Source organism: Flavobacterium fluvii (assembly GCF_900129545.1).
Lineage (GTDB): Bacteria > Bacteroidota > Bacteroidia > Flavobacteriales > Flavobacteriaceae > Flavobacterium > Flavobacterium fluvii.
Window position 1 is genome coordinate 320,462 of record NZ_FQWB01000001.1, and the last position, 25,570, is coordinate 346,031.

The 25,570-nt window shown below is 38.2% G+C and carries 26 protein-coding genes and 1 tRNA gene; 10 read left to right on the forward strand and 17 right to left on the reverse strand.

Annotation, left to right across the window (positions count from 1 at the left end; genetic code table 11):
* Positions 1–105: 105 nt before the first annotated feature.
* Positions 106–900, forward strand: a complete 795-nt coding sequence (locus BUC16_RS01300) for an LOG family protein (RefSeq protein WP_141226053.1) — start codon at positions 106–108, stop codon at positions 898–900.
* A gap of 48 nt (positions 901–948) precedes the next feature.
* Entirely contained in the window at positions 949–2,343 is a 1,395-nt protein-coding gene (locus tag BUC16_RS01305) for an MBL fold metallo-hydrolase (protein WP_073367346.1), read from the forward strand.
* Between the two features lie 78 nt (positions 2,344–2,421).
* On the opposite strand, the gene BUC16_RS01310 is transcribed toward BUC16_RS01305, so the two are convergent.
* A complete protein-coding gene (locus tag BUC16_RS01310) occupies positions 2,422–2,796 on the reverse strand; it encodes a heavy-metal-associated domain-containing protein (RefSeq protein WP_073367348.1) in 375 nt (124 codons plus the stop codon).
* A 110-nt stretch (positions 2,797–2,906) separates the two neighbouring features.
* Here BUC16_RS01310 and BUC16_RS01315 point away from each other — a divergent pair, with 110 nt between their 5' ends.
* Positions 2,907–3,776 (forward strand): DMT family transporter, encoded by an 870-nt coding sequence (locus tag BUC16_RS01315; protein WP_073367349.1) that lies wholly within the window; start codon positions 2,907–2,909, stop codon positions 3,774–3,776.
* Positions 3,777–3,845: 69 nt separating this feature from the next.
* Here the strand turns inward: BUC16_RS01315 and BUC16_RS01320 are convergent, their stop codons facing one another.
* Both BUC16_RS01320 and BUC16_RS01325 read right to left on the reverse strand, forming a co-directional pair.
* A complete protein-coding gene (locus tag BUC16_RS01320) occupies positions 3,846–5,894 on the reverse strand; it encodes a M16 family metallopeptidase (RefSeq protein ID WP_073367351.1) in 2,049 nt (682 codons plus the stop codon).
* Between the two features lie 11 nt (positions 5,895–5,905).
* Positions 5,906–7,231, reverse strand: a complete 1,326-nt coding sequence (locus tag BUC16_RS01325; protein ID WP_073367352.1) for a M16 family metallopeptidase — start codon at positions 7,229–7,231, stop codon at positions 5,906–5,908.
* 267 nt (positions 7,232–7,498) lie between these two features.
* On the opposite strand from BUC16_RS01325, the gene rplU reads away from it, so the two are divergent.
* A complete protein-coding gene (gene rplU, locus BUC16_RS01330; protein WP_073367354.1) occupies positions 7,499–7,927 on the forward strand; it encodes a 50S ribosomal protein L21 in 429 nt (142 codons plus the stop codon).
* Between the two features lie 23 nt (positions 7,928–7,950).
* Positions 7,951–8,211 carry a 50S ribosomal protein L27 gene (gene rpmA, locus BUC16_RS01335; RefSeq protein ID WP_073367355.1) on the forward strand — a complete coding sequence of 87 codons (261 nt, stop codon included), beginning with the start codon at positions 7,951–7,953 and terminating at the stop codon, positions 8,209–8,211.
* 193 nt (positions 8,212–8,404) lie between these two features.
* On the opposite strand, the gene BUC16_RS01340 is transcribed toward rpmA, so the two are convergent.
* From BUC16_RS01340 to BUC16_RS01390, 11 genes are all read right to left on the reverse strand, one after another.
* Positions 8,405–8,731: a 2Fe-2S iron-sulfur cluster-binding family protein gene (locus tag BUC16_RS01340; protein WP_073367357.1), complete on the reverse strand. Its 327-nt coding sequence runs from the start codon at positions 8,729–8,731 to the stop codon at positions 8,405–8,407.
* Between the two features lie 72 nt (positions 8,732–8,803).
* Positions 8,804–9,121, reverse strand: coding sequence for a 2Fe-2S iron-sulfur cluster-binding family protein (locus BUC16_RS01345; RefSeq protein WP_073367358.1), 318 nt, complete (start codon positions 9,119–9,121; stop codon positions 8,804–8,806).
* An 83-nt stretch (positions 9,122–9,204) separates the two neighbouring features.
* Positions 9,205–9,444: a NifU family protein gene (locus tag BUC16_RS01350; protein WP_073367360.1), complete on the reverse strand. Its 240-nt coding sequence runs from the start codon at positions 9,442–9,444 to the stop codon at positions 9,205–9,207.
* 37 nt (positions 9,445–9,481) lie between these two features.
* Positions 9,482–10,609, reverse strand: coding sequence for an Mrp/NBP35 family ATP-binding protein (locus BUC16_RS01355; RefSeq protein ID WP_073367361.1), 1,128 nt, complete (start codon positions 10,607–10,609; stop codon positions 9,482–9,484).
* 172 nt (positions 10,610–10,781) lie between these two features.
* Positions 10,782–11,114 (reverse strand): MGMT family protein, encoded by a 333-nt coding sequence (locus tag BUC16_RS01360; protein ID WP_073367363.1) that lies wholly within the window; start codon positions 11,112–11,114, stop codon positions 10,782–10,784.
* 1 nt (position 11,115) lies between these two features.
* Positions 11,116–11,748 (reverse strand): LysE family transporter, encoded by a 633-nt coding sequence (locus tag BUC16_RS01365; protein WP_073367364.1) that lies wholly within the window; start codon positions 11,746–11,748, stop codon positions 11,116–11,118.
* A gap of 28 nt (positions 11,749–11,776) precedes the next feature.
* Positions 11,777–12,454 (reverse strand): tRNA (guanosine(46)-N7)-methyltransferase TrmB, encoded by a 678-nt coding sequence (gene trmB / locus BUC16_RS01370; RefSeq protein ID WP_073367366.1) that lies wholly within the window; start codon positions 12,452–12,454, stop codon positions 11,777–11,779.
* A 56-nt stretch (positions 12,455–12,510) separates the two neighbouring features.
* Positions 12,511–15,012 (reverse strand): AsmA family protein, encoded by a 2,502-nt coding sequence (locus tag BUC16_RS01375; protein ID WP_073367367.1) that lies wholly within the window; start codon positions 15,010–15,012, stop codon positions 12,511–12,513.
* Between the two features lie 63 nt (positions 15,013–15,075).
* Entirely contained in the window at positions 15,076–15,495 is a 420-nt protein-coding gene (locus tag BUC16_RS01380; RefSeq protein ID WP_073367369.1) for a very short patch repair endonuclease, read from the reverse strand.
* A gap of 50 nt (positions 15,496–15,545) precedes the next feature.
* Positions 15,546–16,838 (reverse strand): DNA cytosine methyltransferase, encoded by a 1,293-nt coding sequence (locus tag BUC16_RS01385; RefSeq protein ID WP_073368626.1) that lies wholly within the window; start codon positions 16,836–16,838, stop codon positions 15,546–15,548.
* 42 nt (positions 16,839–16,880) lie between these two features.
* On the reverse strand, positions 16,881–17,540 hold the full coding sequence (locus tag BUC16_RS01390; protein ID WP_073367370.1) for a hypothetical protein: 660 nt from the start codon (positions 17,538–17,540) through the stop codon (positions 16,881–16,883).
* Positions 17,541–17,857: 317 nt separating this feature from the next.
* Here BUC16_RS01390 and BUC16_RS01395 point away from each other — a divergent pair, with 317 nt between their 5' ends.
* The gene (locus BUC16_RS01395) at positions 17,858–19,891 is read left to right on the forward strand and encodes a M13 family metallopeptidase (RefSeq protein ID WP_211517970.1); all 2,034 of its coding nucleotides are present in this window, start codon (positions 17,858–17,860) and stop codon (positions 19,889–19,891) included.
* A 79-nt stretch (positions 19,892–19,970) separates the two neighbouring features.
* On the opposite strand, the gene BUC16_RS01400 is transcribed toward BUC16_RS01395, so the two are convergent.
* Positions 19,971–20,044, reverse strand: a tRNA-Ala gene (locus BUC16_RS01400).
* Positions 20,045–20,147: 103 nt separating this feature from the next.
* Here BUC16_RS01400 and BUC16_RS01405 point away from each other — a divergent pair.
* Genes BUC16_RS01405 through BUC16_RS01415 form a run of 4 tightly spaced genes read left to right on the forward strand, consistent with a single transcriptional unit; the run spans position 20,148 to position 22,357 of the window.
* Positions 20,148–20,912 (forward strand): enoyl-CoA hydratase/isomerase family protein, encoded by a 765-nt coding sequence (locus BUC16_RS01405; protein ID WP_073367372.1) that lies wholly within the window; start codon positions 20,148–20,150, stop codon positions 20,910–20,912.
* Between the two features lie 4 nt (positions 20,913–20,916).
* Positions 20,917–21,093: a hypothetical protein gene (locus tag BUC16_RS17690; protein WP_170860840.1), complete on the forward strand. Its 177-nt coding sequence runs from the start codon at positions 20,917–20,919 to the stop codon at positions 21,091–21,093.
* Positions 21,094–21,125: 32 nt separating this feature from the next.
* The gene (locus BUC16_RS01410) at positions 21,126–21,578 is read left to right on the forward strand and encodes a 6-pyruvoyl trahydropterin synthase family protein (RefSeq protein WP_073367373.1); all 453 of its coding nucleotides are present in this window, start codon (positions 21,126–21,128) and stop codon (positions 21,576–21,578) included.
* Positions 21,579–21,601: 23 nt separating this feature from the next.
* The gene (locus BUC16_RS01415) at positions 21,602–22,357 is read left to right on the forward strand and encodes a UDP-2,3-diacylglucosamine diphosphatase (RefSeq protein ID WP_073367375.1); all 756 of its coding nucleotides are present in this window, start codon (positions 21,602–21,604) and stop codon (positions 22,355–22,357) included.
* 55 nt (positions 22,358–22,412) lie between these two features.
* On the opposite strand, the gene BUC16_RS01420 is transcribed toward BUC16_RS01415, so the two are convergent.
* Together BUC16_RS01420 and recJ are read right to left on the reverse strand one after the other, a co-directional pair.
* The gene (locus BUC16_RS01420; RefSeq protein WP_073367376.1) at positions 22,413–23,687 is read right to left on the reverse strand and encodes an MFS transporter; all 1,275 of its coding nucleotides are present in this window, start codon (positions 23,685–23,687) and stop codon (positions 22,413–22,415) included.
* An 8-nt stretch (positions 23,688–23,695) separates the two neighbouring features.
* A complete protein-coding gene (gene recJ, locus BUC16_RS01425) occupies positions 23,696–25,384 on the reverse strand; it encodes a single-stranded-DNA-specific exonuclease RecJ (protein WP_073367378.1) in 1,689 nt (562 codons plus the stop codon).
* Between the last annotated feature and the right edge of the window lie 186 nt (positions 25,385–25,570).

Here is a 25,570-nt window from a genome sequence, read left to right on the forward strand (position 1 = left end):
AAAACCCATATTTTCGTTCCAGTTAAAAATCCTTTCAAAATTGGCAGAAGGTGTGCAATCTTTTCCTACCTTAGATAAATATTATCCTATTAATTGACAAATCTTATGTGTGCAAAAGAAACAACCAACTTTAAGCGTTTAACACCCGAGGAATGGGAAAACGCATGGCAACAACATTGGAAAAAAGCCCAACTGGACTATGAATTGCCAATAAATAAATCCGAGGAGCATAAATTTTTAAGTGAAAAAAGGACACCTGAAAAAGAGAAGGAACGATTGGAAAGAATTACCCAAGAGTTTGAAATGGGGTTTAAAAAACTGGGGAAATTGGGCCCGGCTGTAACTATTTTTGGATCGGCAAGATTCAAGCCCGGCGAACCTTATTACGAATTGTCGAGAGAAACCGGAAAGGCTTTTGCCAAGGCCGGCTTCACGGTTCTGACCGGAGGAGGTCCCGGCGCGATGGAAGCGGCAAACCGTGGTGCAAATGAAGCTGGCGGCCCCAATTATGGACTCAATATTATATTGCCAAAAGAACAAGCACCGAATCCTTATGTAACCGAAAGTTTCGAGTTTAATTATTTCTTTATCAGAAAAGTGATGCTGGTTAAATATTCCTGTGCCTACATCGTTATGCCGGGTGGATTGGGTACTTTGGACGAATTGTTTGAGGCAGCCACATTAATCCAATGCAACAAGATTGGACCATTTCCCCTTATTTTGGTTGGTGGAAAATTCTGGAAAGGATTGCGTGATTTTGTGGCTTTTATGGCAGAAGAGGGTGTTTTTTCTCCCGAAGAAATTGGATTTTCCAGAATTGTTGAAACCCCGGAAGAAGCCATAGAAATGGTATTGGCAGGATTGCCGCAAGATTTTAAAGAATCCTTGAATCCGCTATAGCAAGTTTAAAAAAAAATGTATCCAAAACATAAGTCTAAAAAAACATAAATGGAAATAAAAGTATTAGGAGCAGCTGGAGGTGAAGTAACAGGCTCGTCTTATCTGATTAAAACAGACAAAGCAACCGTGTTGGTAGATGCAGGAATGTTTCAAGGAGGAAAAGAATCAGAAGCAAAAAACAAACTACCGGAAGGTGCCACCCCCAGTAAAATAGACGCCTTGCTGCTTACACATGGACATTTGGATCATACGGGACGAGTACCTTTGTTAATCAAGTATGGCTATAATAGTCCAATTTACAGCACGGAAGAAACCTTGAAACTGGCACAAATTATCTTGCAGGATTCTGCCAGATTGCAAGTGGCCGATGCGATGCGAAAAAACAGAAAACAATGGAAAGAAGGACAGCCCATTGCAGAACCGCTCTACAATACCGAGCATGTGGAGTATATGAAAGAACTTGGTCGAGCAGTTGAATACAATACACCTATTGAAGTTGCCGAAGGAATTACCGCCAAATGGATTGAAGCAGGTCATATGTTGGGTTCTGGCAGTATTGAAGTAACTGTTACCGAAAATGACAAAACAAAAACTATTGTTTTTTCGGGTGATTTAGGACCACTTACCTTGCCGTTGTTAAAACCTTTTGATCATTTTAATCATGCCGATTTGGTTTTCTTGGAATCTACTTATGGAGATCGAGACCATAAATCCTTTGAAGACACGATGGTGGAGTTCGAGAATATCATTGTTGAAGCGCAAAAATCAGGGGCAAAAATATTGGTGCCTACATTTGCCATTGGTCGAGCACAACAAATCATTTATCATTTAGCCGAGCTTTTTCATCTTGGCAAGGTGCCTCCGTTTCCTATTTATCTGGATAGTCCAATGGCCATAAAAGCTTTGACTATTTATAGAGATCACCAGGACTTGTTGGACGAGGAATTTCAAGAATTAAAACGTAGAGGTGCTTTCCCTTTGAATGCGGAATATTTCATTCCTTGCACCTCATTGGAGGAATCCAAAAAGATTAACGAGGTGCAAGGGCCTTGCTTGATTTTGGCTGGTGCCGGAATGTGCAATGGCGGTCGAATCATGCATCATTTATACCACAATATCGAAAATCCGAATACCCATGTGTTAATTGTTGGCTACCAATCCTATGCTTCCTTGGGAAGAAAATTAGTCGAAAAACAAGCCGTGATACGAATTTTTGGAGAAGAGAAAAGACTTCGAGCACATGTACATACCTTGAGTGGTTTCAGTGCGCATGCTGGACAAACCGATTTGTTGAATTGGTTTTCTTATTTGGCTCCTTCCAAACCCAAAGTTGTCCTTACCCACGGTGAAGACATGCAAAGAGAAACCTTGGCTTCCCTTATCAAAAAAAATCATGAAATTGATTCCATTCTGCCAGAAATTGGAGATATAATAGAGTTATAATCTTCATTATTTTCCACAAAAAAAGTTTCTCGTTTGAGAAACTTTTTTTGTTTTAGAAATTGGAGAATGCAAATTTCTTTACTTCATGTTCGAAACCTTGTATGTTTTTCCGTCGGCAGTTGCTTCAACGACTTTAGTCAGTTTTTCTGGACTTAACATGGTTTTGTCGAAAGATACCGTCGCCAATTCTTTGTCAAAATCTACCGTCGCAGTTTGGACTCCATCAAGTCCATTGAGTTCTTCCTGAATTGTTTTGGCACAACCAATGGCGCAGGTCATTCCTTTTATGGTAAAACTTGCCGTTTGCAAATTTGCTGCGGCAATTTCCTTTTTCACTTTTGGAGTACTGTTTTCAGTCGTTGCATCTGAAACATTTTCATCTATCTTGTGTTTACAACCCACAAACAAAAGGGCTGCAAGCGTTATTGTCAATATTGATTTTAAAAAATTCATTATTATTGGGGTTTTAATAGTTTAATTATCTTGTTATTGAGGACAAAATTAACGAAAAAAAGCACTGTTAATTCATAAAATAATTACAATTTTGAGCCAAAATTTAGTTTATGGATTCGAAACGACTGAAATGGATTTATTTGATAACTCTGGCACTCATTTGGGGCAGTTCATTTATCCTGATAAAGAAAGGTTTAGTCGGCTTGACGCCAATGCAACTCGGGTCATTGAGAATTCTATTCGCCGCCATTTTCCTGTTGTTGATAGGATTTAAAAGTTTGGCAAAAATCCCTCGTGTTCAATGGAAATACATAGCCTTGACTGCAACTTTGGGCACATTTGTTCCAGCCTATCTTTTTGCGATTGCACAAACCCAAATCGATAGTTCCGTAAGCTCCATCCTGAATTCCTTGACACCGTTAAACACCTTGATTTTTGGAATTTTGGCTTTTGGATTGAGTTTCCGAAGATCTCAAATTTTTGGAGTGGTCATTGGGTTGATAGGAACTTTTTTGTTAATAATAAATGGTGCTTTGCATCATCCCGAGCAAAATTACTATTACGCGATTCTGGTTTTGATAGCTTCTTTTTGTTATGCAATTAATGTCAATTTAATCAAGAAGTATTTGTCGGATTTGAGTCCGTTGAGTATCTCGACGGGTAATTTTTTGATACTGCTTTTGCCTGCTCTCCTGGTTTTGTTTTTCTCTGGCTTTTTTGAGGTAATTCACGTTGAAAGTGTTCAGCATTCGGTTTCGTTTGTCCTGATTTTGGGCGTGATGGGAACTGGAATTGCCAATATTATTTTCTTCAAGAACATCCAAATTTCTTCGCCTGTTTTTGCCACTTCGGTAACCTATTTGATTCCTGTCGTGGCCTTTGGTTGGGGACTATTGGATAACGAAATGCTGACGCCGGTCCAGTTCCTGGGTGCTTTCATCATTTTGTTTGGAGTTTATTTGTCGGCAAAGAAAGAGTAGTCAATTTATAGAAAAAACAACAAAGGCTGTCCCAAAAAGACAGCCTTTGTTTATTGATTCAATATTTATTTATTGGAAATCAGCATCGGTAACACCTTCGTTGATTTTCACGTCCGACATTTTTATGTCCAATTCAAAACCTACATTTTGGATAATATTGAAAGGAATTTTAACCCCTTTCACGGCTCTGTAATCTCCGTAATTGGTGGTTTGTGTCATTGTTTTTCCAGCTTGCTCCATTGTTTTTGATTCGGCAACTTTGAGCCCGGATTTTGTATCGTAATACTTGGTGGTTTTGCCATTTTGCACCGCATAAGCTTCACTTCCGTTGATGGATTCAATGCCTGTCAGCACAATTCCCGTTTTCTTGGCCAATTGCACTTCTTCAAAAGGAATGGCACTGGCTTTCATTTCGGCTAAATCGTTGCCTTCAATGTTTTTTCTTTGTCCTTGTTGTACCACATAAGCGCCTTTTTCGTTGACTACTTGTTTCATCAAACTCATCGGTCCCATGGCTATTTCCACCATCAATTTGCCTTTGCTGTCCATTTTATTGGTAAAGGTCAAAGGTGATGGCGCTTGTGGAATGGTTGTAGAACCCAGCATTGAAATCGTTTTTACCGTTGCTATCGCTTTCTCGCCACCAATTGCCTTGATGTAATTGTCCAAAACAATTTTAGCAGTTACGCCAGCTGGAACCTCTTTTTTGAGAACTGGTTTTTCTACAGGATTGCCGTATTTATCAAAATAAAATATCGGGATTTTTAAACTTTCCAAACCTGGAATCACTTCGGCACCTTTTCCGGCAATCACGATTCTGGTGTTGTCAACCAGAAAATACTTATTGGCGGCAAGCTGCACTTGCTCAGGAGTTACGGCATTTATATTTTTTATATAGTTTTCATAAAAATCTTCGGGAAGATCTTCTGTTTCAATGTTCAAGGCATATCGAGCCACGGATTGAGGCTTCTCAACTTGCATTACAAAACGGCCAATGTAACGAGCTTTGACATTTGTAAGAGCTTCTTCGCTTACTTTTTCAGTTCTAATTTTTTTAATTTCCTTTATGAATTCCACAACGGCACTGTCAGTAACCATATTTCTAACTGCCGCTGTTGATTTTAGTTTTGAATCATATTTACTAGATCCAATTTCAGCATATGCGCCATAAGTCCAGGCATGTTTTTCTCTTAAATTCATAAATAAATAACTCTCAGAGCCACCACCTAGAATATAAGCTGCAATAACTGCCGGGAAAAAATCAGGATCGCTCATTTTTAATTTTACTGTATTGACCAATAAAATTTCCGATTGTACTGCATTCGGCATGTCTACAAAATTAATTTGTGTGAAGGCAACATTTTCTGGAGCAGGATAGGTTAACTTGGGGGCACTTCTTTTTTCCCATTTGCCAAATAGTTTTTCAACAACGGATTTTATTTTTTTGTACTTTACATCGCCAATGATTACCAAATAGGCATTTTCCGGAACAAAATAATTTTGATAATTGGCTTGAACATCGGCAAGTGAGACGTTTTTCAACGTTTCTTCTGTTACAAATTCACCTGATGGGTGTTTTTTTCCAAAGGCTAAAGCATCAGTGACCCTATTGGAAATTGTAGTGACGCTCTTCTCTTGTGTCTTGAGACCTTCAAGCATTTTGGCCTTTTCTTTGTCGAATTCTACTTGGGTAAAGTTCGGATTCAAGGCACCATCGGCCATCAATTCGAGAATTCGATTGGCATATTTAGAAAGGGAATTGGCACTAGCGCCACTTGAACTAAAGTTGACATCCGCACCTAAAAATTCTATCTCTTCATTAAAAGGGTCTTTTGCTATTTTTTTAGACCCATTTCCTATTAAACTGCTGGTCAAATCGTCAACGCCTTTTATTTTTCCTTCAGCATAAGGGGCATTGTCCAGAGTAAGATTATAGGTTACTCGGGGTAACTTATGGTCTTCTACAATCATCACTTTCAATCCATTTGCCAGAACAAAGGTTTGCGGCTTCTTGATGTTGACCACTGGAGCTTTTCCAGGTTTTGGTTGCGGACGGTCTTGTGCTTGCATAAATCCAGTTAAGAACAAAATGAATACTACTATACTTGTTTTTTTCATGATACGATGTCTTAGTTTTGAGCTTTTTCAGTTGAAGGAACATAGTCCAAAATCAATCTTTGATTAGGATTCAAGTATTTTTTGGCAACCTCCCTAATTTCTTCTCGTGTAATGGAGTGGTATAATTCAATCTCGTTGTTGATTAAATTGATGTCGCCATAAAGAAGATGGTACGTTGCCAAGTTTTCGGCTATTCCTTCTAAGTTAGAATTCGCATTTACAAATCGATTTTCGAAAGTGTTTTGCAATTTTTGATAGTCTTTTTCGGAAATCAATTCGGTTTGAATTTTCACGACTTCTTCATCAATTTCTTTCTGTAAATCTGCCAAAGTGAAATTCCCCATAGGCAAACCATATATAATGTACATTCCGTAGTCTTCTTGGTTAAAGCCAAAAGCCCCAATTTCCAATGCCATTTTCTTCTCGTCTACTATTTTCTTGTAAAGTTTTGAACTTTTTCCTCCACTTAAATAGGAAGAAATTAAATCCAAAACACGGGCATCCCTTGTTTTCATCGATGGAGTTCTATAAGAAGTTACAATTGCAGGAATTTGGATATTTGGATCTTGATAGGTTGCTTTTATGGTTTGTGTTATTGGTTCCTCTACAAAAGTCTGTTTTTTCAATTCCTCTCCTCTTTTGATAGCACCAAAATATTTCTGTACCCATTCTTTCGTCTGGGCAATGTCAATCTGGCCTGCAACTACTAAAACAGCATTGTTTGGGGTGTAGAATTTTTTGTTGAAAGCCTGAAATTCTTCCAAGGTGGCAGCATCTAAATGTGCCATCGAACCAATGGGCATCCAACGATAGGGATGGTTTTTGAACATATTTTCTTTTACGGCCGTTAAAAAATTTCCGTAAGGTTGATTATCCATACGCATTCTTTTTTCTTCTTTTACAACTTCGTTTTGCGTATCAACACCAATTTGGTTGATAACAGGATGTAGCATTCTTTCAGATTCCATCCAAAGTCCCAATTCCAGATTATTCGAAGGAAATACTTCATAATAATAAGTACGGTCATCTGATGTGTTGGCGTTGTTCACCCCACCGTTTGAAGAGACAATCTTGAACCATTCGCCTCGTTTGATATTTTCGGTTCCTTCGAACAATAAATGCTCGAAAAAGTGGGCAAAACCAGTCCTTTCCGGATTTTCGTCTTTTGCCCCCACGTGGTACATTACCGAGGTAACGACTACTGGAGCAGAAGAATCGTTGTGTAAAATTACGTGTAACCCATTATCTAAAGTGTATTCTTCGAAATCCACTTTCTGGGCAGAAGCAATTCCTCCAAGCAAAAGTGCAGCACTTAACGCCATTATTGATTTTTTCATAAGGATTAATAAATTTATTTACAGTTGGTAAGACAATGCCTATTATTGTTACATCAAAAATATCTTATTTTTGATGATGAAAGGTTAATCGTTTCAACTTTGTTGAAAATTTAACAATTTTACACCCGTAATATTACTTTAAAATCATTGCAAAAGTCTTCAAAAGCAAGTCTTTACCTAAAGAAACTATTTTTTTGGCGGAACTAATTGCAGGATAAATATTTAATTGTATATTTGCAACCTTAAAAATTTATAAAACAATTTGTTATGTATGCAATCGTAGAGATAGCAGGGCAACAGTTCAAAGTTAGCAAAGACCTAAAGGTTTACGTTCACCGTTTGGCAAATGAAGAAGGTTCGAAAGTTTCTTTCGACAAAGTTTATTTGTTAGATGACAACGGTTCAATCACAATAGGCGCCCCAGCTATAGAAGGTGCTTCAGTAGAAGCCAAAGTGTTACAACACTTAAAAGGAGATAAAGTAATCGTTTTCAAAAAGAAAAGAAGAAAAGGGTACAAAAAGAGAAACGGTCACAGACAGTATCTTACTCAAATTGTAATCGAAGGCATTACAGCTTCAGGAACTAAAAAAGCAGCTCCTAAAAAAGAAGCAGTAGCTACAGAAGAAGTTGCAGAAGCAGCTCCAAAAGCTAAAAAAGCGGCTCCAAAAGCCAAAAAAGAAGACACACAAGAATAATAACAATATAAAACTAATACGTCATGGCTCACAAGAAAGGTGTCGGTAGTTCCAAGAATGGTAGAGAATCAGAATCAAAACGTTTAGGCGTTAAGATTTTTGGTGGACAAGCTGCTATTGCAGGGAACATCATCGTAAGACAAAGAGGTTCAAAACATAATCCAGGTGAAAACGTTTACATTAGTAAAGATCACACACTACACGCAAGAGTAGATGGAGTTGTTTTCTTCCAAAAGAAAAGAGATAACAAATCTTATGTATCTATACTTCCATTCGAAGCATAATCATCAAGATATTATTTTTACAAAAAAAACCGTTTCGATAATCGAAACGGTTTTTTTTTCCAAATTTTAAACACAATAAAAGAATAAATTACGACAAAGACAGAAACGTTTAATTTCTCCAAACCAAATATAAAGCAAACATAAAAAAAGGCTCTTCATCACTGAAAAGCCTTTTTTTATGTGTTTTTATTAACTAAAACAATGGAGCCAGTTCAATTTCCAAACCTTCCAAATCAGGAGTAATCGGAATTTGGCAACTCAAACGACTATTGGATTTGACATGCAATAATCTGGAAAGAGTACCCAATTCTTCTTCTCTTTTTTCAGGTAAGTCAACATCGTTTTGGACATAACACTGACAGGTATGACACATCAGCTTTCCTCCACACATTCCAACAGTTCCCAAAGGCTCCAACTCATAAGCCTGAATCACTTGCATCAAGTTCAGCCCCATATCGGTAGGGACTTTTACTTCATGTGCCTGACCTTTGCGGTCCGTAATTTTTATTGATATATCCATTTTTAAAATCGAGTATAGGATAACTTAATGGCAAAAAATTGATTTTGAAAGACCAATAAATGCGTAGATTTTTTAAGATTCAGGTGCCAATTCTAATTCAAGACCTTCCAATTCCATGGTAATGGGAATTTGACACCCCAAACGACTATTTGGTTTCACGTGAAAAGCTTCTGAAAGCATGGCTTCTTCATCATCTCCCATTGTAGGCAACTCCACTTCATTAAGAACATAGCACTGACAGGAAGCACACATTGCCATTCCGCCACAAGTTCCTTCCACGGGAAGCTCATAAGCCTTGCAAAGTTCCATAATATTCATTGCCATGTCTGTTGGAGCTTGCAGTTCATGCATAGTTCCTTCTCGGTCTTTTATTTTTATTAATACATCCATTCTTTTAGGTACTGGGATTTGTGGGTAATGTTTTGTTCAATTGTGTTTTGTATGCATTGAAAACAGGGTCAAACCATAATTTTCTAGGCAATATTGACAACAGTTTCTATTTGTGGAGCATATTTTTTGATAGTGGTTTCCACGCCTGCCCTTAGCGTCATGTGACTCACGCTACAACTGTTACATGCTCCTTCAAGACGAACGGTTACATGTTTGTCATCTTCGATAGAGACAAGCTTGATGTCGCCTCCGTCAGAATTTAAAAAAGGCCTGATTTCTTCAAGTGCCTTTAGAACATTACTCGTAATTTCTTCTGTTGTCATTTTTATATTTTAATCACCATCAAGGCGAATTTCAAGATTATTTTTTTACTGATGAACAACCTGCCATTGTTGTTATTTTTACAGCTTCGGTAGCAGGTAAATTCTCGTTTCTGCTTACTACTTGCTCAACTACGTTTCTGGTAATTTCTTCAAAAACAGTTTCTATGACAGAACCCGTTTGCATTGCTGCCGGACGACCAAAATCTCCAGCTTCACGGATAGATTGCACGATTGGAACTTCTCCCAAAAATGGCACCGCCAAATCTTCTGCAAGATTTTTTGCTCCTTCTTTTCCAAAAATATAATATTTGTTGCTTGGCAATTCTTCTGGTGTGAAATAGGCCATGTTTTCTATAATTCCCAAAACAGGAACATTTATGGCTTCAGACATAAACATGGCAACACCTTTCTTGGCATCGGCAAGAGCCACCGCCTGCGGCGTACTCACCACAACAACACCCGTAATAGGCAAAGCCTGAACAATGGACAAATGAATATCCCCAGTTCCCGGCGGCAAATCAATCAACAAGAAGTCCAGTTCACCCCATTCGGCATCAAAAATCATTTGGTTTAATGCTTTTGCCGCCATTGGCCCACGCCACATAACGGCTTGACTTGGAGAAGTAAAAAATCCTATTGAAAGTATTTTTATATCATAACTTTCGATAGGTTTCATTTTTGACCTTCCATCCACTTCTACAGAAAGTGGTTTTGCACTTTCCACATCAAACATCATGGGCATTGAGGGACCATAAATGTCGGCATCCAGAATTCCCACCGAGAATCCCATTTTTGCCAGCGATACCGCCAAATTTGCCGTAACGGTAGATTTTCCCACCCCTCCTTTTCCGGAGGCAACAGCGATAATATTTTTTATTCCAGGAATAGCTTTCCCTTTAATTTCCTCTTTGTGTGGAGTTTCAACTTTAACGTTGATTTTTACTTTGGCCTCAGGCGAAACCAATGCCAAAATAGTTTTTGTAATGTCTTCTTCTGCACGTTTTCGGATGTGCAAAGCTGGAGCATGCAAAACCAAATCTACCACTACTTCATCTCCAAAAGTGATTACGTTTGCAACGGCACCGCTTTCCACCATATTTTTGCCCTCTCCTGCAACAGAGATGGTTTCTAATGCTTTAAGTATTTCTTTTCTATCTAATTTCATATATTGACCGTGATTTTCAATTGATTTTTTTCAATCGAAATATTATACTTATTTAAACTGATTCTAAAATGCAAATATACTATGAAAAGTTCTTATTCTAAAGCTTTTGGGAATGATTTATTACAACCCAAATCGCATACTTTTAATGTTTTTCAACGAAATATTTAGATATCTAAAAACTCATTTCTGGCTCCCAAAAATGTTTTTCGAAATCAACAATCTGATTGTCCACCACCACGATTCCTTCGCTTTCCAGCAATTGCTGCATTAGATTGGTTCCGTCAAAATGGTGTTTCCCGGTAAGCAACCCTTTCCTGTTTACCACTCGATGTGCGGGAACATCTTCCAAGTTATGCGCTGCATTCATTGCCCAGCCCACCATTCGAGCCGATCGAGCCGATCCCAATACTTTTGCAATCGCACCATAAGAAGTGACTTTTCCATAAGGAATTTGTCTGGCAACGGCATAAACTCTTTCGAAGAAATTATCGTTTGGCCTGCTCATTTTACCAATAATAATTGATGATATTGATCAAGGTAATTATGGAAACCAATCCGGTAATGCTCCCGATGATGGTATTCATGTTTTTCATGATATAATCTCTCTTGCTTTCAATTCTGTTAAAGAAAGAAATATAAACATAAAAAACCAAAAAAGAACCCATTACAGACCCAATCACGAAGATAAAAATGGAGGTTAGGTCGAATAAAAACAACTTGTAAGAAGCCAAGCTTATACAAACAAAAACATAATAAGGAATGGGGAAAAAGTTGAGTGCCGAAAGCAGCATCCCCAGAAAAAACCTTTTGGTTTTACTTCTTTTTTTCAATTTCTTTGTTTTGCCCGTGGGTGCTTTGGCAATTCCCAAAAAATAAATAGTCAAAGCCGTAAATATGCCAAACCCTATTTCGCGCAACAAAGTCACTATATCCGGACGACTGTTTATAATTTTTGCAAACAAGATGGCGAAAAAAACCTGAAAAAAAATAACCAGTATTGCTCCAAAAACAAACCATAACGCATTCCGTTTTCCTTCTTTATGGTTTACTTTTGCGGCAGTCATATTGATTAATCCCGGAGGAATAATACCTATAAAAGCACTAATAAAACCGAAAAATATTGGCGTTATATAATTCATTTATGAATGTGTCAGCGTTGAAAAACGACTATTCTTTTATTTTAAATTGAATGTACGTAATGGCTTTGTTAATTTCTAAATATTGTTTTTCGTAAAAAGTCTGAAAAGCAGTCACCTCCTCTGGACTTCCTTCGTTCACATAGACATTATGGTTGGCATACAAAACCTCGTGACCTTCGCCGTGCAACAACCCCAAGGTGTAACCGTGCATGAATTCGCTGTCGGTTTTCAAGTTGACAACTCCGTCTTTTTTGAGGATTTTTTTATACAATTGCAGAAATTCCGAATTGGTCATCCTGTGTTTGGTGCGTTTGTATTTGATTTGGGGATCCGGAAAAGTAATCCAAATCTCGTCCACTTCGTTTTCGGCAAAAACATGATTGATTAATTCGATTTGGGTGCGAATAAAAGCCACGTTATGCAATCCCGTTTCCACGGCAGTCTTGGCTCCACGCCAAAAACGCGCTCCTTTGATGTCGATTCCAACGAAATTCTTATTGGGATATCTTTCGGCCAAACCAACGGAATATTCGCCTTTGCCACAGCCTAATTCAATAACTATTGGATTATCATTTTTGAAGAAATCTTTGTTCCATTTGCCCCTGAGCGGAAACAAATCGCCCACTACTTCTTCTCTTGAAGGTTGAAAAACATTGTTGAATGTTTCGTTTTCCTTGAATCTTTTTAACTTGTTTTTACTTCCCACGTTTATGTTGAATATTTCGGCAAAATTAAGGAAATATATAAGACGGAATCCAAATCCTATTTCTTTTTAGTGGTTTGTTTTTCTTGAGAGGCTTCTTCAGATACTTTGCCTAATTTTATTTTGGTTTCTCCGTTTTTTCCGTCAACCACAAGCAAGTTTACGACGATTCCTTTGTACCGAGCCGCTTCCCTGGCCTTGGCGTCGGTAATCTTGTAATCGTCTTTTGGGTTTCTCAAAGGAATTCTCACCCCCAAATTCGTTCCTGTATGAGACAAGGAATAGGTTCCTTTGGCGTCTAAATTCAAAACATTGGACGTTATTTTAAATTCTTTAACCGTTATTACATCTCCTTTTACGGTCGTGATTCCATATAAATCGCTAAAAGCGATATTGCTCACGTCCCTATTCGAAAAAGCCACTTTCCCTATTTTTTGAATCGGTCCAAAATTGACCAAAGCACCATTTTTTATCTGAAAATTAAAATTTCCAGCAAGCGAGCTTTTCACCAAATCTCTTTTGGCATTGAGAACTCCCGAAAGAGAAGCATTGAACGAAAGCTTTCCCTTGATGTCATTGGGCTTAAAAGATTTTACACCAAAATTATTGAAAGAAGCCAAAAACCTTGAAATTTCGCCATCGCTAACTTTTATATTGGATTTAAAAAGTGCCAATTCGTTTTTTGGAACCAGCTGCGCATCAAAAGAAATAGAACTTCCGGTACTGCCTTGCATCGATCCATTTCTGACATACAAACCGCTATTGGACAACAAAATATTGACCTTGAACTTGTTTCCCACCATTTTATTGAATGCCATTTTATCAACCAACAAATCAAGAGTAACTTTTGATTTGCTGAATACTTGCTGCAATTGACCAGAAGAATGATTTTTGGATTTGGTTTTTTCGGGTGCCGATTTATCGTGATAAGACAAAACCGCAACAGTTTGCCTAATGTCTAAATACGGGCTGTAAATCTTCCAATTAACCGTCATTTTTTCAGGAGCATCATAGTATAAATTGAGAAAGTTATCCACTTTCCCCTCCATTAAAACCGTGTTTACTTTGTTTTGGTATTTGATTTTTTCAATCAACAAGGCTTTTTCGGTAAAATGAAGCACAATGTCTGTTTTTTGAAAATTGATGTTTTTGGGTTTGAAATAAAAACTGGCGTTTTTAATATCGATATTTCCCGTAAAATGGGGCTTGTTCAGCTTCAAATTAACGATATCCACTTTAAAATCAAGATTCACCTTGGCCGTTCCTTCCGAAAATTTCATTAAATCCTCGCTAATGGTGTTGTTTAATTTAACCACCTCATATTCTGAATTGAATTTGCCGGTAGCCACCGGTTTCTCCAAATTATTGATAATTGCCGACGGAATACTGATGGGAATTTCCCTGAAATCCCCCTTGAAATTAGTGATGATAACGGCAGAGTTGGCGTCATTGCAACCGGGTCCTTTTACGTAATTGTTGGTGAATTTTCCATTAAAACTGCAATTTTCGACTTCCCCATAAGAAGTTTTCAGTTGGTCGTCTTTAATCACGGCATTGACCACAATTTCAGGATCGCCCGCAACGCTCATGTCGCCTTTTATAACGCAAGAAACCTGAAGCTGTTTTCCTAAATCAAACTTGTTGAGTTTGGAACTAATATTGTTGGACAATAAATTATAAGCATTACTCCATTTAATTTTGGTCCGAATGTCAATATCAAACAAGGAATTCCCTTTTCCAATGTTGAAATGAGCCGTAATGTCAAAAAGATCGTCCCCAATTTCCAAATCCTCGGTAACGACACTAATCTTCTCTTGTGCATTCGAAAAATCGACTGCCAACTTGCCTACTATGGCTTTCTCTTTCACAAAACTTCCGTGTTTGGTGTTAAAGGCTAGGCTTTTGGCAAAGGTTTTTATGCGGACATCGGTTTTCCAACCTTGATCCGTGTATTCTATTTTAGTTTTCAGGGACTCTATTTGAAAAGAAAACAACTTTCTCCCTTTTTGATTTTCCGAAATAAAGTTGACATTTTTCAAAACCACCTCATCAATGGAAGTCGTGGTGTTGCTTTCCTTTTTTGGCTTGTTCTTTTTCGGCTTGAAGATATTGGAATTGCTGACTCCGTTTATGTCTTTAAACAAATCAATTGTCGCGTCGTTGATGACTATTTTATGAATGCTGACCTCTTTTCTCAACAACTTCAAAACATTCAAACGCACCTCGATTTCACCCGCTTTCAGCACGGGACGCTTATGAACGGCTATCAAACTGTCTTTCAGTTCGACGTCTTTCAAGACTACGGTAAAATTAGGGAATCCTATCAAGAACTTGTATCCAATGTCGCCAATTTTGGCTTCCCCCAAAATATTCTCGTTGATTTGGGCATTGATTTTGGAAACTATTTCGGTTTTATTCCTTTCAAAATAAATACGCAAGCCTATTGCGCCAACCAATATCAAGGCAAACAAGCCCAGAAAGAAAAACCCAACAATTTTGAATGTTCTTTTAAAACCTTTGGTTGCAAAAAAACTTTTGGCACTCTCGAAATAGTTCCCCATATTCTTTATGTTTATTTTAAAATTAAAGATAATAAAAATCTTATACGGCTTAGAAATTATTTTTTAATCTTGCTTCAAGGCAATTTCAGCTTGAATCTTGACAATACAATCCTCCAAATTATTTTTAATCTCCGTGCTCCAAAAGCGAATTACCGTCCAGCCTTGTTCCGTCAAATACTTGCTGACTTCAAGGTCTCGCTGCATGTTTCTTTCGATTTTCTTTTGCCAAAATTCTTGATTGCTCTTGAATCGGTTTTTCTGGGTTTCCCAATCTTTGCCGTGGAAAAATTCGCTGTCGACGAAGATGGCGATTTTGAGTTTTTTAAAAGTAAGGTCGGGTGTGCCAAAAACTTTCCGGTTGTTTTTTCGATACCGATAACCGAGATGCCACAAGGCTTTTGCCAAACGCACTTCGTCCTTGGTGTTGGTACTGCGAATGGCTCGCATAATTTTGGAACGCTGGATTGAAGTTAGATTGTCCATAAAAAATGGATTTAAAACCTAATTCAAAGTTAGCGGTTTTATGCGGTTTATTAAACCAAATCATAGGATTTTCGAATCGCCAAGCCAATTGCTTTCGACAATAATGGTGGAACGGCATTGCCCAATTGCACCAATTGTTTGTTTTTTGGCCCTTCAAAAATAAAATCGTCGGGAAAGGATTGAATTCTTGCCATTTCCCTTGCCGTCAAGACTCTTGGCAATTTGGGATGAACGTTTACTCCTCCGTGGTTTTCTTTGATGGTGCAGGAAGCCTCATTCCAAGGGCATTTTTTCCAAGCGTCGGAATAGCCTTTGTAGAGACTTTTCCCTTCTTCGAGTTGCAACATTCTTTCGGCCATATCGGGACGATGTTTGGTGAGCACGTGATTGAATTCAATGTTGTCGCCCATTTCCATCAAATCGCCAATGGCTTCGCCTGTCGTGATATATTCCGTTGGTTTCAGAAAAGGCGTTGGGTGAAAATTGGTTTTATCAATGCGATTGCCTACAAAAATAACACGGTCTCTTTTTTGGGGAACGCCATAATCGGCAGCGCGCAAAACGGTTACTTTCATTTCGTAACCGGCAGCCTTGAAATCGTTGATGATCATTTCTTCGACTTTGCCTTTGTGCATTGATCGGATACCAACGACATTTTCACAAACCACGAATTCGGGATTCAGGGTCGTCACAATTTCCAATAATTCCTTGTATAGAGAATTTCTCGGATCGTCAACAATTCGGTTGCCAGCCATGCTAAATCCCTGGCACGGAAATCCGCCAGCAACGATATTTAGTGGTCTTCCCTTCAATTCTTTTGTTACGGTGGCATAAAATTCCGCTTTCTTTTCGGGTGATTTGATGTCGCCTTCTATGAATGGATGCTTGAAATTTCTTCGGTAGGTTTTTCCGGCCGCTTCAAACCAATCCAGTCCGCAAACGCCATTCAATCCTGCCATTTCAAATCCTTTGGTGATACCTCCTGCCCCTGAAAACAAGTCCACAAAGGTGAGTTTGGATTTTTTTGGATTCTTCCAATCTTCCACAACATCTATCCAATTGACGTCGTCTTTGGAATTGTTTTTGTAATTATTGGTTGTTTTTGAAGTCTTTTTCGGCTTTTCTATTGAGGAATCAGAATTCAATAATTCTTCGTTCTTTATCTCGATATCATTGATGAAATCATCCAATGATTGAACTGGAATTTTATAAACTCCGCCAATTTTGGTCGATTGCAAAGCTCCGCTCGCGATATGTCTTCGGACTAGTTTTTGCGAAACTCCAAGTTTTTCGGAAATTTCGGTGATGCCGTAGAAGAAATTATTTTGTGATTCTTTGTCCAAAATGCTGTAGTTTATTTGGCGCAATTTACAAAAATCAAACTGCTAAAAAAATTTATGCGAAAAGCTTTTGTCTTCATTTTCGAAAATAAAAATGACACCCGATTTTACGTTTTGATAATGGACAAAATTGGAAGAAGACGAAATTTTGGAAGCATATTCTTTGTATAAATTCTCTTTGTAATCCCAATGGCATCTCAAAACCATTTCTCGTTCCGGACTTCTGAAAGAATGGTGAACAACAAACAACCTGTTTTGAACATGGTCACGAACACCACAACTTTGCTTTTCATAGAAAAACCGAACCATCTCGGTCGGATCTTGGATTATGACATCAATGTTGTCCCTGAATTTCTTTGGAATGACCGTTCCTTTGACATCAAATCGCAGTTGCGAATTTCCGTTAAACTCGATGTCATAGCCTTGGTCTTTTGAGTTGGGATTTGCAGTTACATTGCTGTTCGTGCAGAAAATATATTCGTCACATTGGGCACATTTCCACAAAAACCATCTTCTTCGAAAATAATTCTTGTCTTCCTCCGACAAGTTTTGGATTCGAATTTCCAAGTCCGCAAAGGAATGGATTTGGAACATATTAATCTTATGATCGGTTCCATCATTTTGAATCGCACCCCAATGAAGCGGAATGGTTTTTAGCAGTTGCTGCAAATCGGAAGAAAGTTGGCGATATTCTTGATGCGTCATGTAAACAGCTATTAATCAAATCAATAATACGAATTTTTTTTCGACCTGAGTTTCATTATCGTCCAAAAAAACCAATTCCGGTTTATATTGGCTATTTCACTGCTTGTTTGATGATGCCAAATAGTCCTATTTTATGGACTCTACATTATAATTGCAAAAGTAACATCGCATTTTTCTGACTCTCAATTAAACACAATTACAAAACCAATCTTATCATGTTTTTTGAACTATCGGAACTTTCGCACTAAAAAACCATCCAAACATTGCATCAAACCGTATCTTTTTACTTACTTTTGATAATCTAAAAACCAAATACCATGAAAATCAAATCATTACTATTCAAAATTCCGATGCTGGCGGCATCATTGCTATTGCTTGTGGCATATAGTAAAAAAGAAGAACTGCTTTCTGGCATCATTCTGAAAAACATGGATACTTCCGTAAAACCAGGAGATAATTTTGACGCTTATGTCAATGGAACTTGGATTAAGAACAACGAAATTCCTTCAGATAAATCCAGCTATGGTGTAGGCTACATCATTGATGACAAAGCACAAGAAGACGTAAAGGAAATTATAGAAAATTCTTCAAAAGGTAATTTTGCTGATGGTTCGAATGAACAAAAAATCGGCGACTTTTATAAGACTGTTTTGGATACGATAACACGAAATCAGAAAGGAATTACACCTTTACTTCCTGAATTTAAAAAAATAGATGCAATTGCCAGCTATGCAGATTTAGCAGCCCATTTTGGCTATGTCAATAAATTAGGTGACAACATTCCTTTTTCCATAGGGGTTGTTGAAGATTTTAAAGACCCAACCCAATATATGTTGGTTACTTGGCAGGGCGGCCTTGGGTTACCTGAAAGAGAATATTATTTTCTTGAGGATGCCAAATCAAAAGAAATACGTGTAAAATATGTAATCCATATTGAAAAAATGCTACGGCTTGGAGGCCTGAAAGATGCTGCTGTACTTGCTCCGAAAATTATGGCTTTAGAAACGGCTCTGGCTTCGAAGCACATGAAAAAAGAGGAAACTCGCGATATGGTAAAATTATATAACAACTATGCCATAAAAGATTTGAACCAACTTATGCCAGATTTTGATTGGACTTCGATGCTGAAAAACGCAGGAATTCCCAACCAAAAAACCATCGTCATCACGCAAGTTGATTACATCAAATCACTCAATACCATAATAAAAACAACGCCTTTAGACACGTGGAAAGCCTATCTAAAATGGAGTAGCATCCACGGAGCCGCAAAATTGTTAAATATGGCTTTATTAAACGAAAACTTTGATTTTTATGCCAAAACTCTTTACGGCATCGAAAAACAAAGACCCTTTTGGAAAAGAGGCGTTCAAATGGTTAACGACAACCTTGGCGAGATTGTAGGTAAAGTTTATGTCGAAAAACACTTCTCGCCCGAAGCCAAAGAACATGTAACCATTATGGTGAAAAACCTACTTAAAGCTTATGAAGAAAACATCAAAACGCTAGACTGGATGAGTCCCGAAACTAAAAAACAGGCTTTAGACAAGGTATCCAAATTCACCATAAAAATAGGTTATCCTGACAAATGGCGAGATTATTCCACTTTAAAAGTCATTAAAGGAGATCTTTACGGCAACTTGGCAAGATCAGCAACCTTTGCCTACAATAGACAAATCAACAAACTAGGCAAACCTGTCGATCGAACCGAGTGGGGAATGACACCACAAACTGTAAACGCATATTACAGACCAACACTTAACGAAATTGTATTTCCAGCAGCCATTTTACAACCTCCTTACTTTGACATGACCGTGGAAGACGCCGTGAATTATGGGGGAATTGGAGCCGTAATCGGACACGAAATCGGACACGGTTTTGATGATAAAGGAAGTACTTTTGATGGCGATGGCGTGATGCGTAACTGGTGGACCCCAAAAGATTTAGAAGCCTTCAAAATAAAAACAGGAGCTTTAGTGGCACAATACAACGGGTTCAAAGTGTTCCCTGACTTGAATGTTAATGGAGAATTTACCCAAGGTGAAAACATAGGAGATTTGGGAGGATTATCTATTGCTTTAAAAGCTTACAAAATGAGCCTTGGAGATAAAAAATCGCCAATTTTAGATGGTTTCACAGGCGAACAACGCGTGTTCATTGGTTGGGGCCAAGTTTGGCTAGACAAAACTCGAGAGAAAGCATTAAGAAGTCTAGTGGCGGGTGATTCACATTCTCCAAACAAATTTAGAATAAATGGTGTTGTGAGAAATATTCCTGAATTCTATACCGCTTTCAATATAAAACCAACTGATTCTTTATACTTGCCTCCAAACAAAAGAGTTAAAATCTGGTAAATCAGATTTGTATTAATCGACTTCAATTTTAAAACAAAAAAACCATAACTACGAAAAAAGTAATTATGGTTTTTTATTGTGGAGAATACCGGATTCGAACCGGTCACCTCTTGCCTGCCAGGCAAGCGCTCTAGCCAAATGAGCTAATCCCCCAATTGTGGCGCAAATATAACACATAAATAAAGTATAAAGCAAATTTCTAAAAAAAATATCCTGCTTCCCTTAATATTTTTAACTTTACATCAAATTCTGTGTAATGACAACTCAAAACCCAAACGGCTCACTAATCACGACAATCAAAAACAAAATCGCAACCCTGGAATTTGGGCATCCAGCGAGCAATTCTTTTCCAGGTGATTTGCTAAACCGATTGGCGAATGAACTCAATGAGCTTAGCAACAATTCATTAGTTTCGGTGATTGTTTTAAAAAGCAGTGGTTCGGGAGCATTTTGTGCCGGAGCCTCTTTTGACGAACTCCTTGCCGTTTCCAATCCCGAAGAAGCCACAAAATTCTTTTCCGGTTTTGCCAATGTCTTGAATGCGATGCGCAATTGTTCGAAAATAATCGTGGGAAGAATTCACGGAAAAGCCGTTGGTGGCGGAGTGGGCATTGCTGCTGCCTGCGATTATGCTTTGGCAACAACTGAAAGTGCCATAAAATTATCGGAATTAGCCATAGGAATTGGACCTTTTGTGATAGAACCTGCCGTAACCCGAAAAATAGGAAAAAGCGCCGTAACCGAAATGACCTTGGATACCGAATGGAAAACTGCCATATGGGCCAACCAAAAAGGATTATACGCCAAAGTGTTTGAAACTTCAGCCGAATTAGATTTGGAAATTGCGGCTCTCGCCAATAAATTGGCCAGTTACAATCCTGAAGCTTTAGCTGAAATGAAAAAAGTGCTTTGGGAAGGAACCGAAAACTGGAGCACTTTACTTTACGAAAGAGCCGAAATTTCGGGAAAATTAGTGCTTTCGGATTTTTCGAGAAAAGCCTTGACTCAATTTAAAAAATAAACTAATGATGTACCTCATCCTGCCTTTACTACAAGTGAATGTTGCAGAAAAAATAAAAGACGCACCCGACAGCAGTTATCAAATCGGCGTAATCATAGGTTCTTATCTCCCTTTTGTTTTATTGGTTGGCGTTGCCTATTGGATGTATTATAGGGCAAAAAAAAGAGACAAAAAGGAGTAGATTCACTAAATTTGCACTCAAATAAAAATACAATGAGCAAAATCAGGATTACAAAGCAGTTTGGTTTCGAAACCGGTCACGCCCTTTACGGTTATGACGGCAAATGCAAAAATGTGCATGGACACAGTTATAAATTGTCGGTTACCGTAATTGGAACTCCCATAACAGACCGCAAGAACGTGAAATTTGGAATGGTGATCGATTTTACTGATTTGAAGAAAATAGTCAAAGAAGAAATTGTGGACCAGTTTGACCACGCCACGGTTTTCAATGAAACTACTCCTCATATTGAATTGGCAAACGAACTAAAATCCCGTGGACATCACGTAATTTTGGTTGATTATCAACCGACTAGCGAAAATATGGTGGTCGATTTTTCAAAAAGAATCATCAGTAGATTACCCGAAAACATCAACCTTTTTTCCTTGAAATTGCAAGAAACCGAATCTTCTTTCGCCGAATGGTTTGCAAGCGATAATTTGTAATTCAAAAAACCTACTTTAGCTTTATGCAAATCACGCCCAACAAAAGAATATATTTCGCTTCCGACCAACATTTTGGCGCACCAACCCCTGAATTGAGTTTTCCCAGAGAACAAAAATTCGTCGCTTGGCTCGACGAAGTCAAAAAAGATGCTGAAGCGATTTTTCTGTTAGGCGATTTATTCGATTTCTGGTTCGAATACAAAACCGTTGTCCCCAAGGGTTTTGTGCGGGTTTTGGGAAAATTGGCCGAAATTCGTGACAGCGGAATTCCCATTTATTTCTTTGTGGGCAACCACGATTTATGGATGGATGATTATTTCGAAAAAGAACTGAACATTCCCGTGTATCACGACAACCAGGAATATACTTTCAACGGAAAAACCTTCCTCATAGGTCACGGCGACGGAAAAGGTCCCGGCGACAAAGGATACAAACGAATGAAAAAAGTATTCACGCATCCGTTCTCCAAATGGCTGTATCGTTGGTTGCATCCCGATATTGGAATGAAACTGGCACAATATCTTTCGGTAAAAAACAAGTTGATTTCCGGCGATGAAGACGTGAAATTCCTTGGCGAAGAAAACGAATGGCTGATTTTGTATTCCAAAAGAAAACTGGAAACCAAACATTACAATTATCTTGTTTTTGGTCACCGCCATTTGCCAATGATCGTTCCTGTTGGCGAAAAGGCCGAATACGTGAATCTCGGAGATTGGATTAGTTATTTTACCTATGGAGTTTTTGATGGAGAAACTTTCGAATTGAAAAAGTTTGAATAAAAACTTTTAACCATATAAGTCATGTAAGCAAAATTGAGCAACTTATATGGTAACCTTATTTATGATTTTCGTGTTCCTCCAAATCTTTTTGTAAATCCAGTTTTCTAAATCCCGGCAATTTAATTCCCGTGAAAACCACGATTAAAAGGGTCATGCTTCCGCCAAAAACAACCGCTGAAACCGTTCCCATCAATTTGGCCGTCAATCCACTTTCGAAAGCGCCTAATTCATTGGACGAACCTACAAAAATAGAATTCACTGCTGCCACACGACCTCGCATGGAATCGGGTGTTTTGAGTTGCAAAATCGTTTGACGAATCACCACCGAAATTCCATCGGTAACGCCGCTCATAAACAAAGCAAAAACCGATAACCAAAACCAAGTGGAAAGTCCAAAAACAATGATACACACACCAAAACCAAAAATGGCCGCCAATAATTTGATTCCCGCATTTTTATAAAAAGGCAAATGAGCCGATACAAACATCGTCAACAAAGCGCCAACAGCCGGAGCAGCTCTTAATATTCCGAAACCTTCGGGACCTACTTTCAAAATATCTTGGGCAAAAATAGGCAAAAGTGCCACCGCACCTCCAAAAAGAACCGCCACCATATCCAGTGTCAATGCTCCCAAAATCGATTTATTGGTGTAAACGAATTTTATTCCTTCCTTTAAACTTTCCATTATGGGTTCTCCTATTTTTGGATTCAAAATAGGCTTTTTGGAAATTTGTGTCAAAGTCAACAAGGCTAAAACAGAACAGGCAAAAATAGTGCACATAGACCAGTGCACTCCTATCCATGTAATCGAAAATCCAGCCACGGCAGGTCCAACAACAGCACCAATTTGCCAAACCGAACTACTCCAAGTAGCTGCATTGGGATAGGCTTTTTTAGGAACAATTAAAGACATCAACGAGAAAATGGTTGGTCCCAAAAACGCACGAACCAATCCTCCTAAAAAAACCAAAAAGTAAATGGAATATAAAATAGTATCGGTCGACCAATCACCAACCACTCTAGGCCAAGTCAATAAAAAAAGACCAAAACTAATGATGGAAAATCCCAAAATACATTTGACAAGCATTCCTTTTTTTTCTTTTTGATCGACAATATGTCCCGCGAACAATGCCATCCCGATGGCAGGAATTACTTCCATCAATCCAATCATTCCAAGCGAAAGCGCACTTTTGGTCAGACTATACACTTCCCATTCGATGATGATAAATTGCATCGACCAGGCAAAAACCATGGCAAATCGCAACATCAAAAACACATTGAATTCTCTAAACCGCAAGGCTGCGTAGGGATCTCTAACTTTAACTTTCATAATCTCTTCTACTTAATATCTTTCAATCGCAATTGAACGGAAGTTTTGCCATTCCATTCGTTCTCGTCTATGCAATACACCGCTTCAAACGGCTTTTTATTCGTTGTCAATTCCATTTTGTTTCCCAATCCAAAACCAATTGCCGCCATTCCTTCGGAATTATTTTGGCGTACAAATAGTTTCAAATGTTCTTCATCGGCTCCTAATTTTTGTGCATATCCGGTATCTTTCACCTTTTTGGTCAGGAAAACGGGCGTCATGTTTTGAGGTCCAAAAGGTTCGAACTGTTTCAAAATTCGGGTTAATTTTGGAGTGATGTCCGATAAATTGATTTCGGCATCTATCGAGATTTCCGGCGTCAACATATCGGGATGAATGGTTTCTTCGACCACTTTTTCGAAAGCATTTTTGAAAGCCAAATAATTCTCTTCCAACAAAGTCATTCCAGCTGCATACATATGTCCGCCAAATTGCTCCAAATGTTCCGAACAAGCTTCCAAGGCATTGTAAACGTCAAAACCTTTTACCGAACGTGCCGAAGCCGCATATTTATCGCCACTTTTAGTAAAAACCAAGGTCGGTCGATAGTAGGTTTCTATCAATCGCGAGGCCACGATTCCTATCACTCCTTTGTGCCAATCTTCCTGAAAAACAACCGTCGTAAAACGCTCTTTTTCGTTATTTTCTATAATTTGACCAAGCGCTTCTTTGGTAATCTGCTTGTCTAAATCTTTCCTTTCAGAATTATACGCTTCAATTTCAGATGCAAATTGTTGGGCTTGTTCAAAGTCAAATTCCGTCAGCAATTCCACGGCGTGATTCCCGTGTTTGATCCTTCCGGCCGCATTGATTCTGGGCGCGATGATAAAAACAACGTCGGTAATATCTAAAACTTTCTTTTTTATTTGATGTGTCAAAGCTTTAAATCCCGGTCTCGGATCGGAATTGATGACCTGCAAACCAAAATAAGCCAAAACACGATTTTCCCCCGTCATTGGAACGATGTCGGCAGCAATTGCCGTGGCCACCAAATCCAGATAAGGAATCAAATCTTCGATGGTTTGATTTTTGTTTTCGCCCAATGCCTGAATCAATTTGAAACCAATACCACAACCGCACAATTCATCATACGGATAATTGCAATCATCTCGTTTTGGATCCAAAACCGCCACCGCTTCAGGTAAAAATTCTCCTGGTCTATGATGGTCGCAAATGATGAAATCGATGTTTCGCTCTTTGGCGTAAGCCACGTGATCAATCGATTTTATACCGCAATCCAAGGCAATAATCAACGAAAAACCATTGTCGTCTGCAAAGTCGATTCCTTTGAAAGAAACACCATAACCTTCATCATAACGGTCTGGAATATAAGTGGCAACATTGGGATAATAAGTTTTTAAATAAGACGAAACCAAGGAAACTGCCGTTGTTCCATCGACATCATAATCGCCAAAAACGAGAATGTTTTCACCGTTTTCAATTGCCAATTCAATACGTTCAACCGCTTTATCCATATCTTTCATCAAGTATGGATTGTGTAAATCTTCTAAAGTGGGACGAAAAAATTGTCTGGCTTGTTCGAAAGTTTCAATGCCACGTTGTACAAGAAGTGTTGCCACAAATTCCTCAATATTTAAAGCTGCTGCCAACTGTTTTACTTTTTCTTCCGAAGGTTTTGGTTTGATGGTCCAGCGCATAATTGATTTACGAATTAGGGTTTTGTGAGATAGACAAATTTAGTTTAAAATATGGTCAAAAAGAAAACCATTAAGATATTAAGTTCCATTAAGATTTAATGCTTAATGGAACTTAATATCTTAATGGTTCAAAAAATAAAATTAATTTTTTAAATATTTAAGAAAGCCTTTAAAAATAAATACAAA

Coding starts and splice junctions, on each gene's coding strand:
- BUC16_RS01300 (WP_141226053.1), top strand. CDS start 106: ATGTGTGCAAAAGAAACAACCAACTTTAAGCGTTTAACACCCGAGGAA.
- BUC16_RS01305 (WP_073367346.1), top strand. CDS start 949: ATGGAAATAAAAGTATTAGGAGCAGCTGGAGGTGAAGTAACAGGCTCG.
- BUC16_RS01310 (WP_073367348.1), bottom strand. CDS start 2,796: ATGAATTTTTTAAAATCAATATTGACAATAACGCTTGCAGCCCTTTTG.
- BUC16_RS01315 (WP_073367349.1), top strand. CDS start 2,907: ATGGATTCGAAACGACTGAAATGGATTTATTTGATAACTCTGGCACTC.
- BUC16_RS01320 (WP_073367351.1), bottom strand. CDS start 5,894: ATGAAAAAAACAAGTATAGTAGTATTCATTTTGTTCTTAACTGGATTT.
- BUC16_RS01325 (WP_073367352.1), bottom strand. CDS start 7,231: ATGAAAAAATCAATAATGGCGTTAAGTGCTGCACTTTTGCTTGGAGGA.
- rplU (WP_073367354.1), top strand. CDS start 7,499: ATGTATGCAATCGTAGAGATAGCAGGGCAACAGTTCAAAGTTAGCAAA.
- rpmA (WP_073367355.1), top strand. CDS start 7,951: ATGGCTCACAAGAAAGGTGTCGGTAGTTCCAAGAATGGTAGAGAATCA.
- BUC16_RS01340 (WP_073367357.1), bottom strand. CDS start 8,731: ATGGATATATCAATAAAAATTACGGACCGCAAAGGTCAGGCACATGAA.
- BUC16_RS01345 (WP_073367358.1), bottom strand. CDS start 9,121: ATGGATGTATTAATAAAAATAAAAGACCGAGAAGGAACTATGCATGAA.
- BUC16_RS01350 (WP_073367360.1), bottom strand. CDS start 9,444: ATGACAACAGAAGAAATTACGAGTAATGTTCTAAAGGCACTTGAAGAA.
- BUC16_RS01355 (WP_073367361.1), bottom strand. CDS start 10,609: ATGAAATTAGATAGAAAAGAAATACTTAAAGCATTAGAAACCATCTCT.
- BUC16_RS01360 (WP_073367363.1), bottom strand. CDS start 11,114: ATGAGCAGGCCAAACGATAATTTCTTCGAAAGAGTTTATGCCGTTGCC.
- BUC16_RS01365 (WP_073367364.1), bottom strand. CDS start 11,748: ATGAATTATATAACGCCAATATTTTTCGGTTTTATTAGTGCTTTTATA.
- BUC16_RS01375 (WP_073367367.1), bottom strand. CDS start 15,012: ATGGGGAACTATTTCGAGAGTGCCAAAAGTTTTTTTGCAACCAAAGGT.
- BUC16_RS01380 (WP_073367369.1), bottom strand. CDS start 15,495: ATGGACAATCTAACTTCAATCCAGCGTTCCAAAATTATGCGAGCCATT.
- BUC16_RS01390 (WP_073367370.1), bottom strand. CDS start 17,540: ATGACGCATCAAGAATATCGCCAACTTTCTTCCGATTTGCAGCAACTG.
- BUC16_RS01395 (WP_211517970.1), top strand. CDS start 17,858: ATGAAAATCAAATCATTACTATTCAAAATTCCGATGCTGGCGGCATCA.
- BUC16_RS01405 (WP_073367372.1), top strand. CDS start 20,148: ATGACAACTCAAAACCCAAACGGCTCACTAATCACGACAATCAAAAAC.
- BUC16_RS17690 (WP_170860840.1), top strand. CDS start 20,917: ATGATGTACCTCATCCTGCCTTTACTACAAGTGAATGTTGCAGAAAAA.
- BUC16_RS01410 (WP_073367373.1), top strand. CDS start 21,126: ATGAGCAAAATCAGGATTACAAAGCAGTTTGGTTTCGAAACCGGTCAC.
- BUC16_RS01415 (WP_073367375.1), top strand. CDS start 21,602: ATGCAAATCACGCCCAACAAAAGAATATATTTCGCTTCCGACCAACAT.
- BUC16_RS01420 (WP_073367376.1), bottom strand. CDS start 23,687: ATGAAAGTTAAAGTTAGAGATCCCTACGCAGCCTTGCGGTTTAGAGAA.
- recJ (WP_073367378.1), bottom strand. CDS start 25,384: ATGCGCTGGACCATCAAACCAAAACCTTCGGAAGAAAAAGTAAAACAG.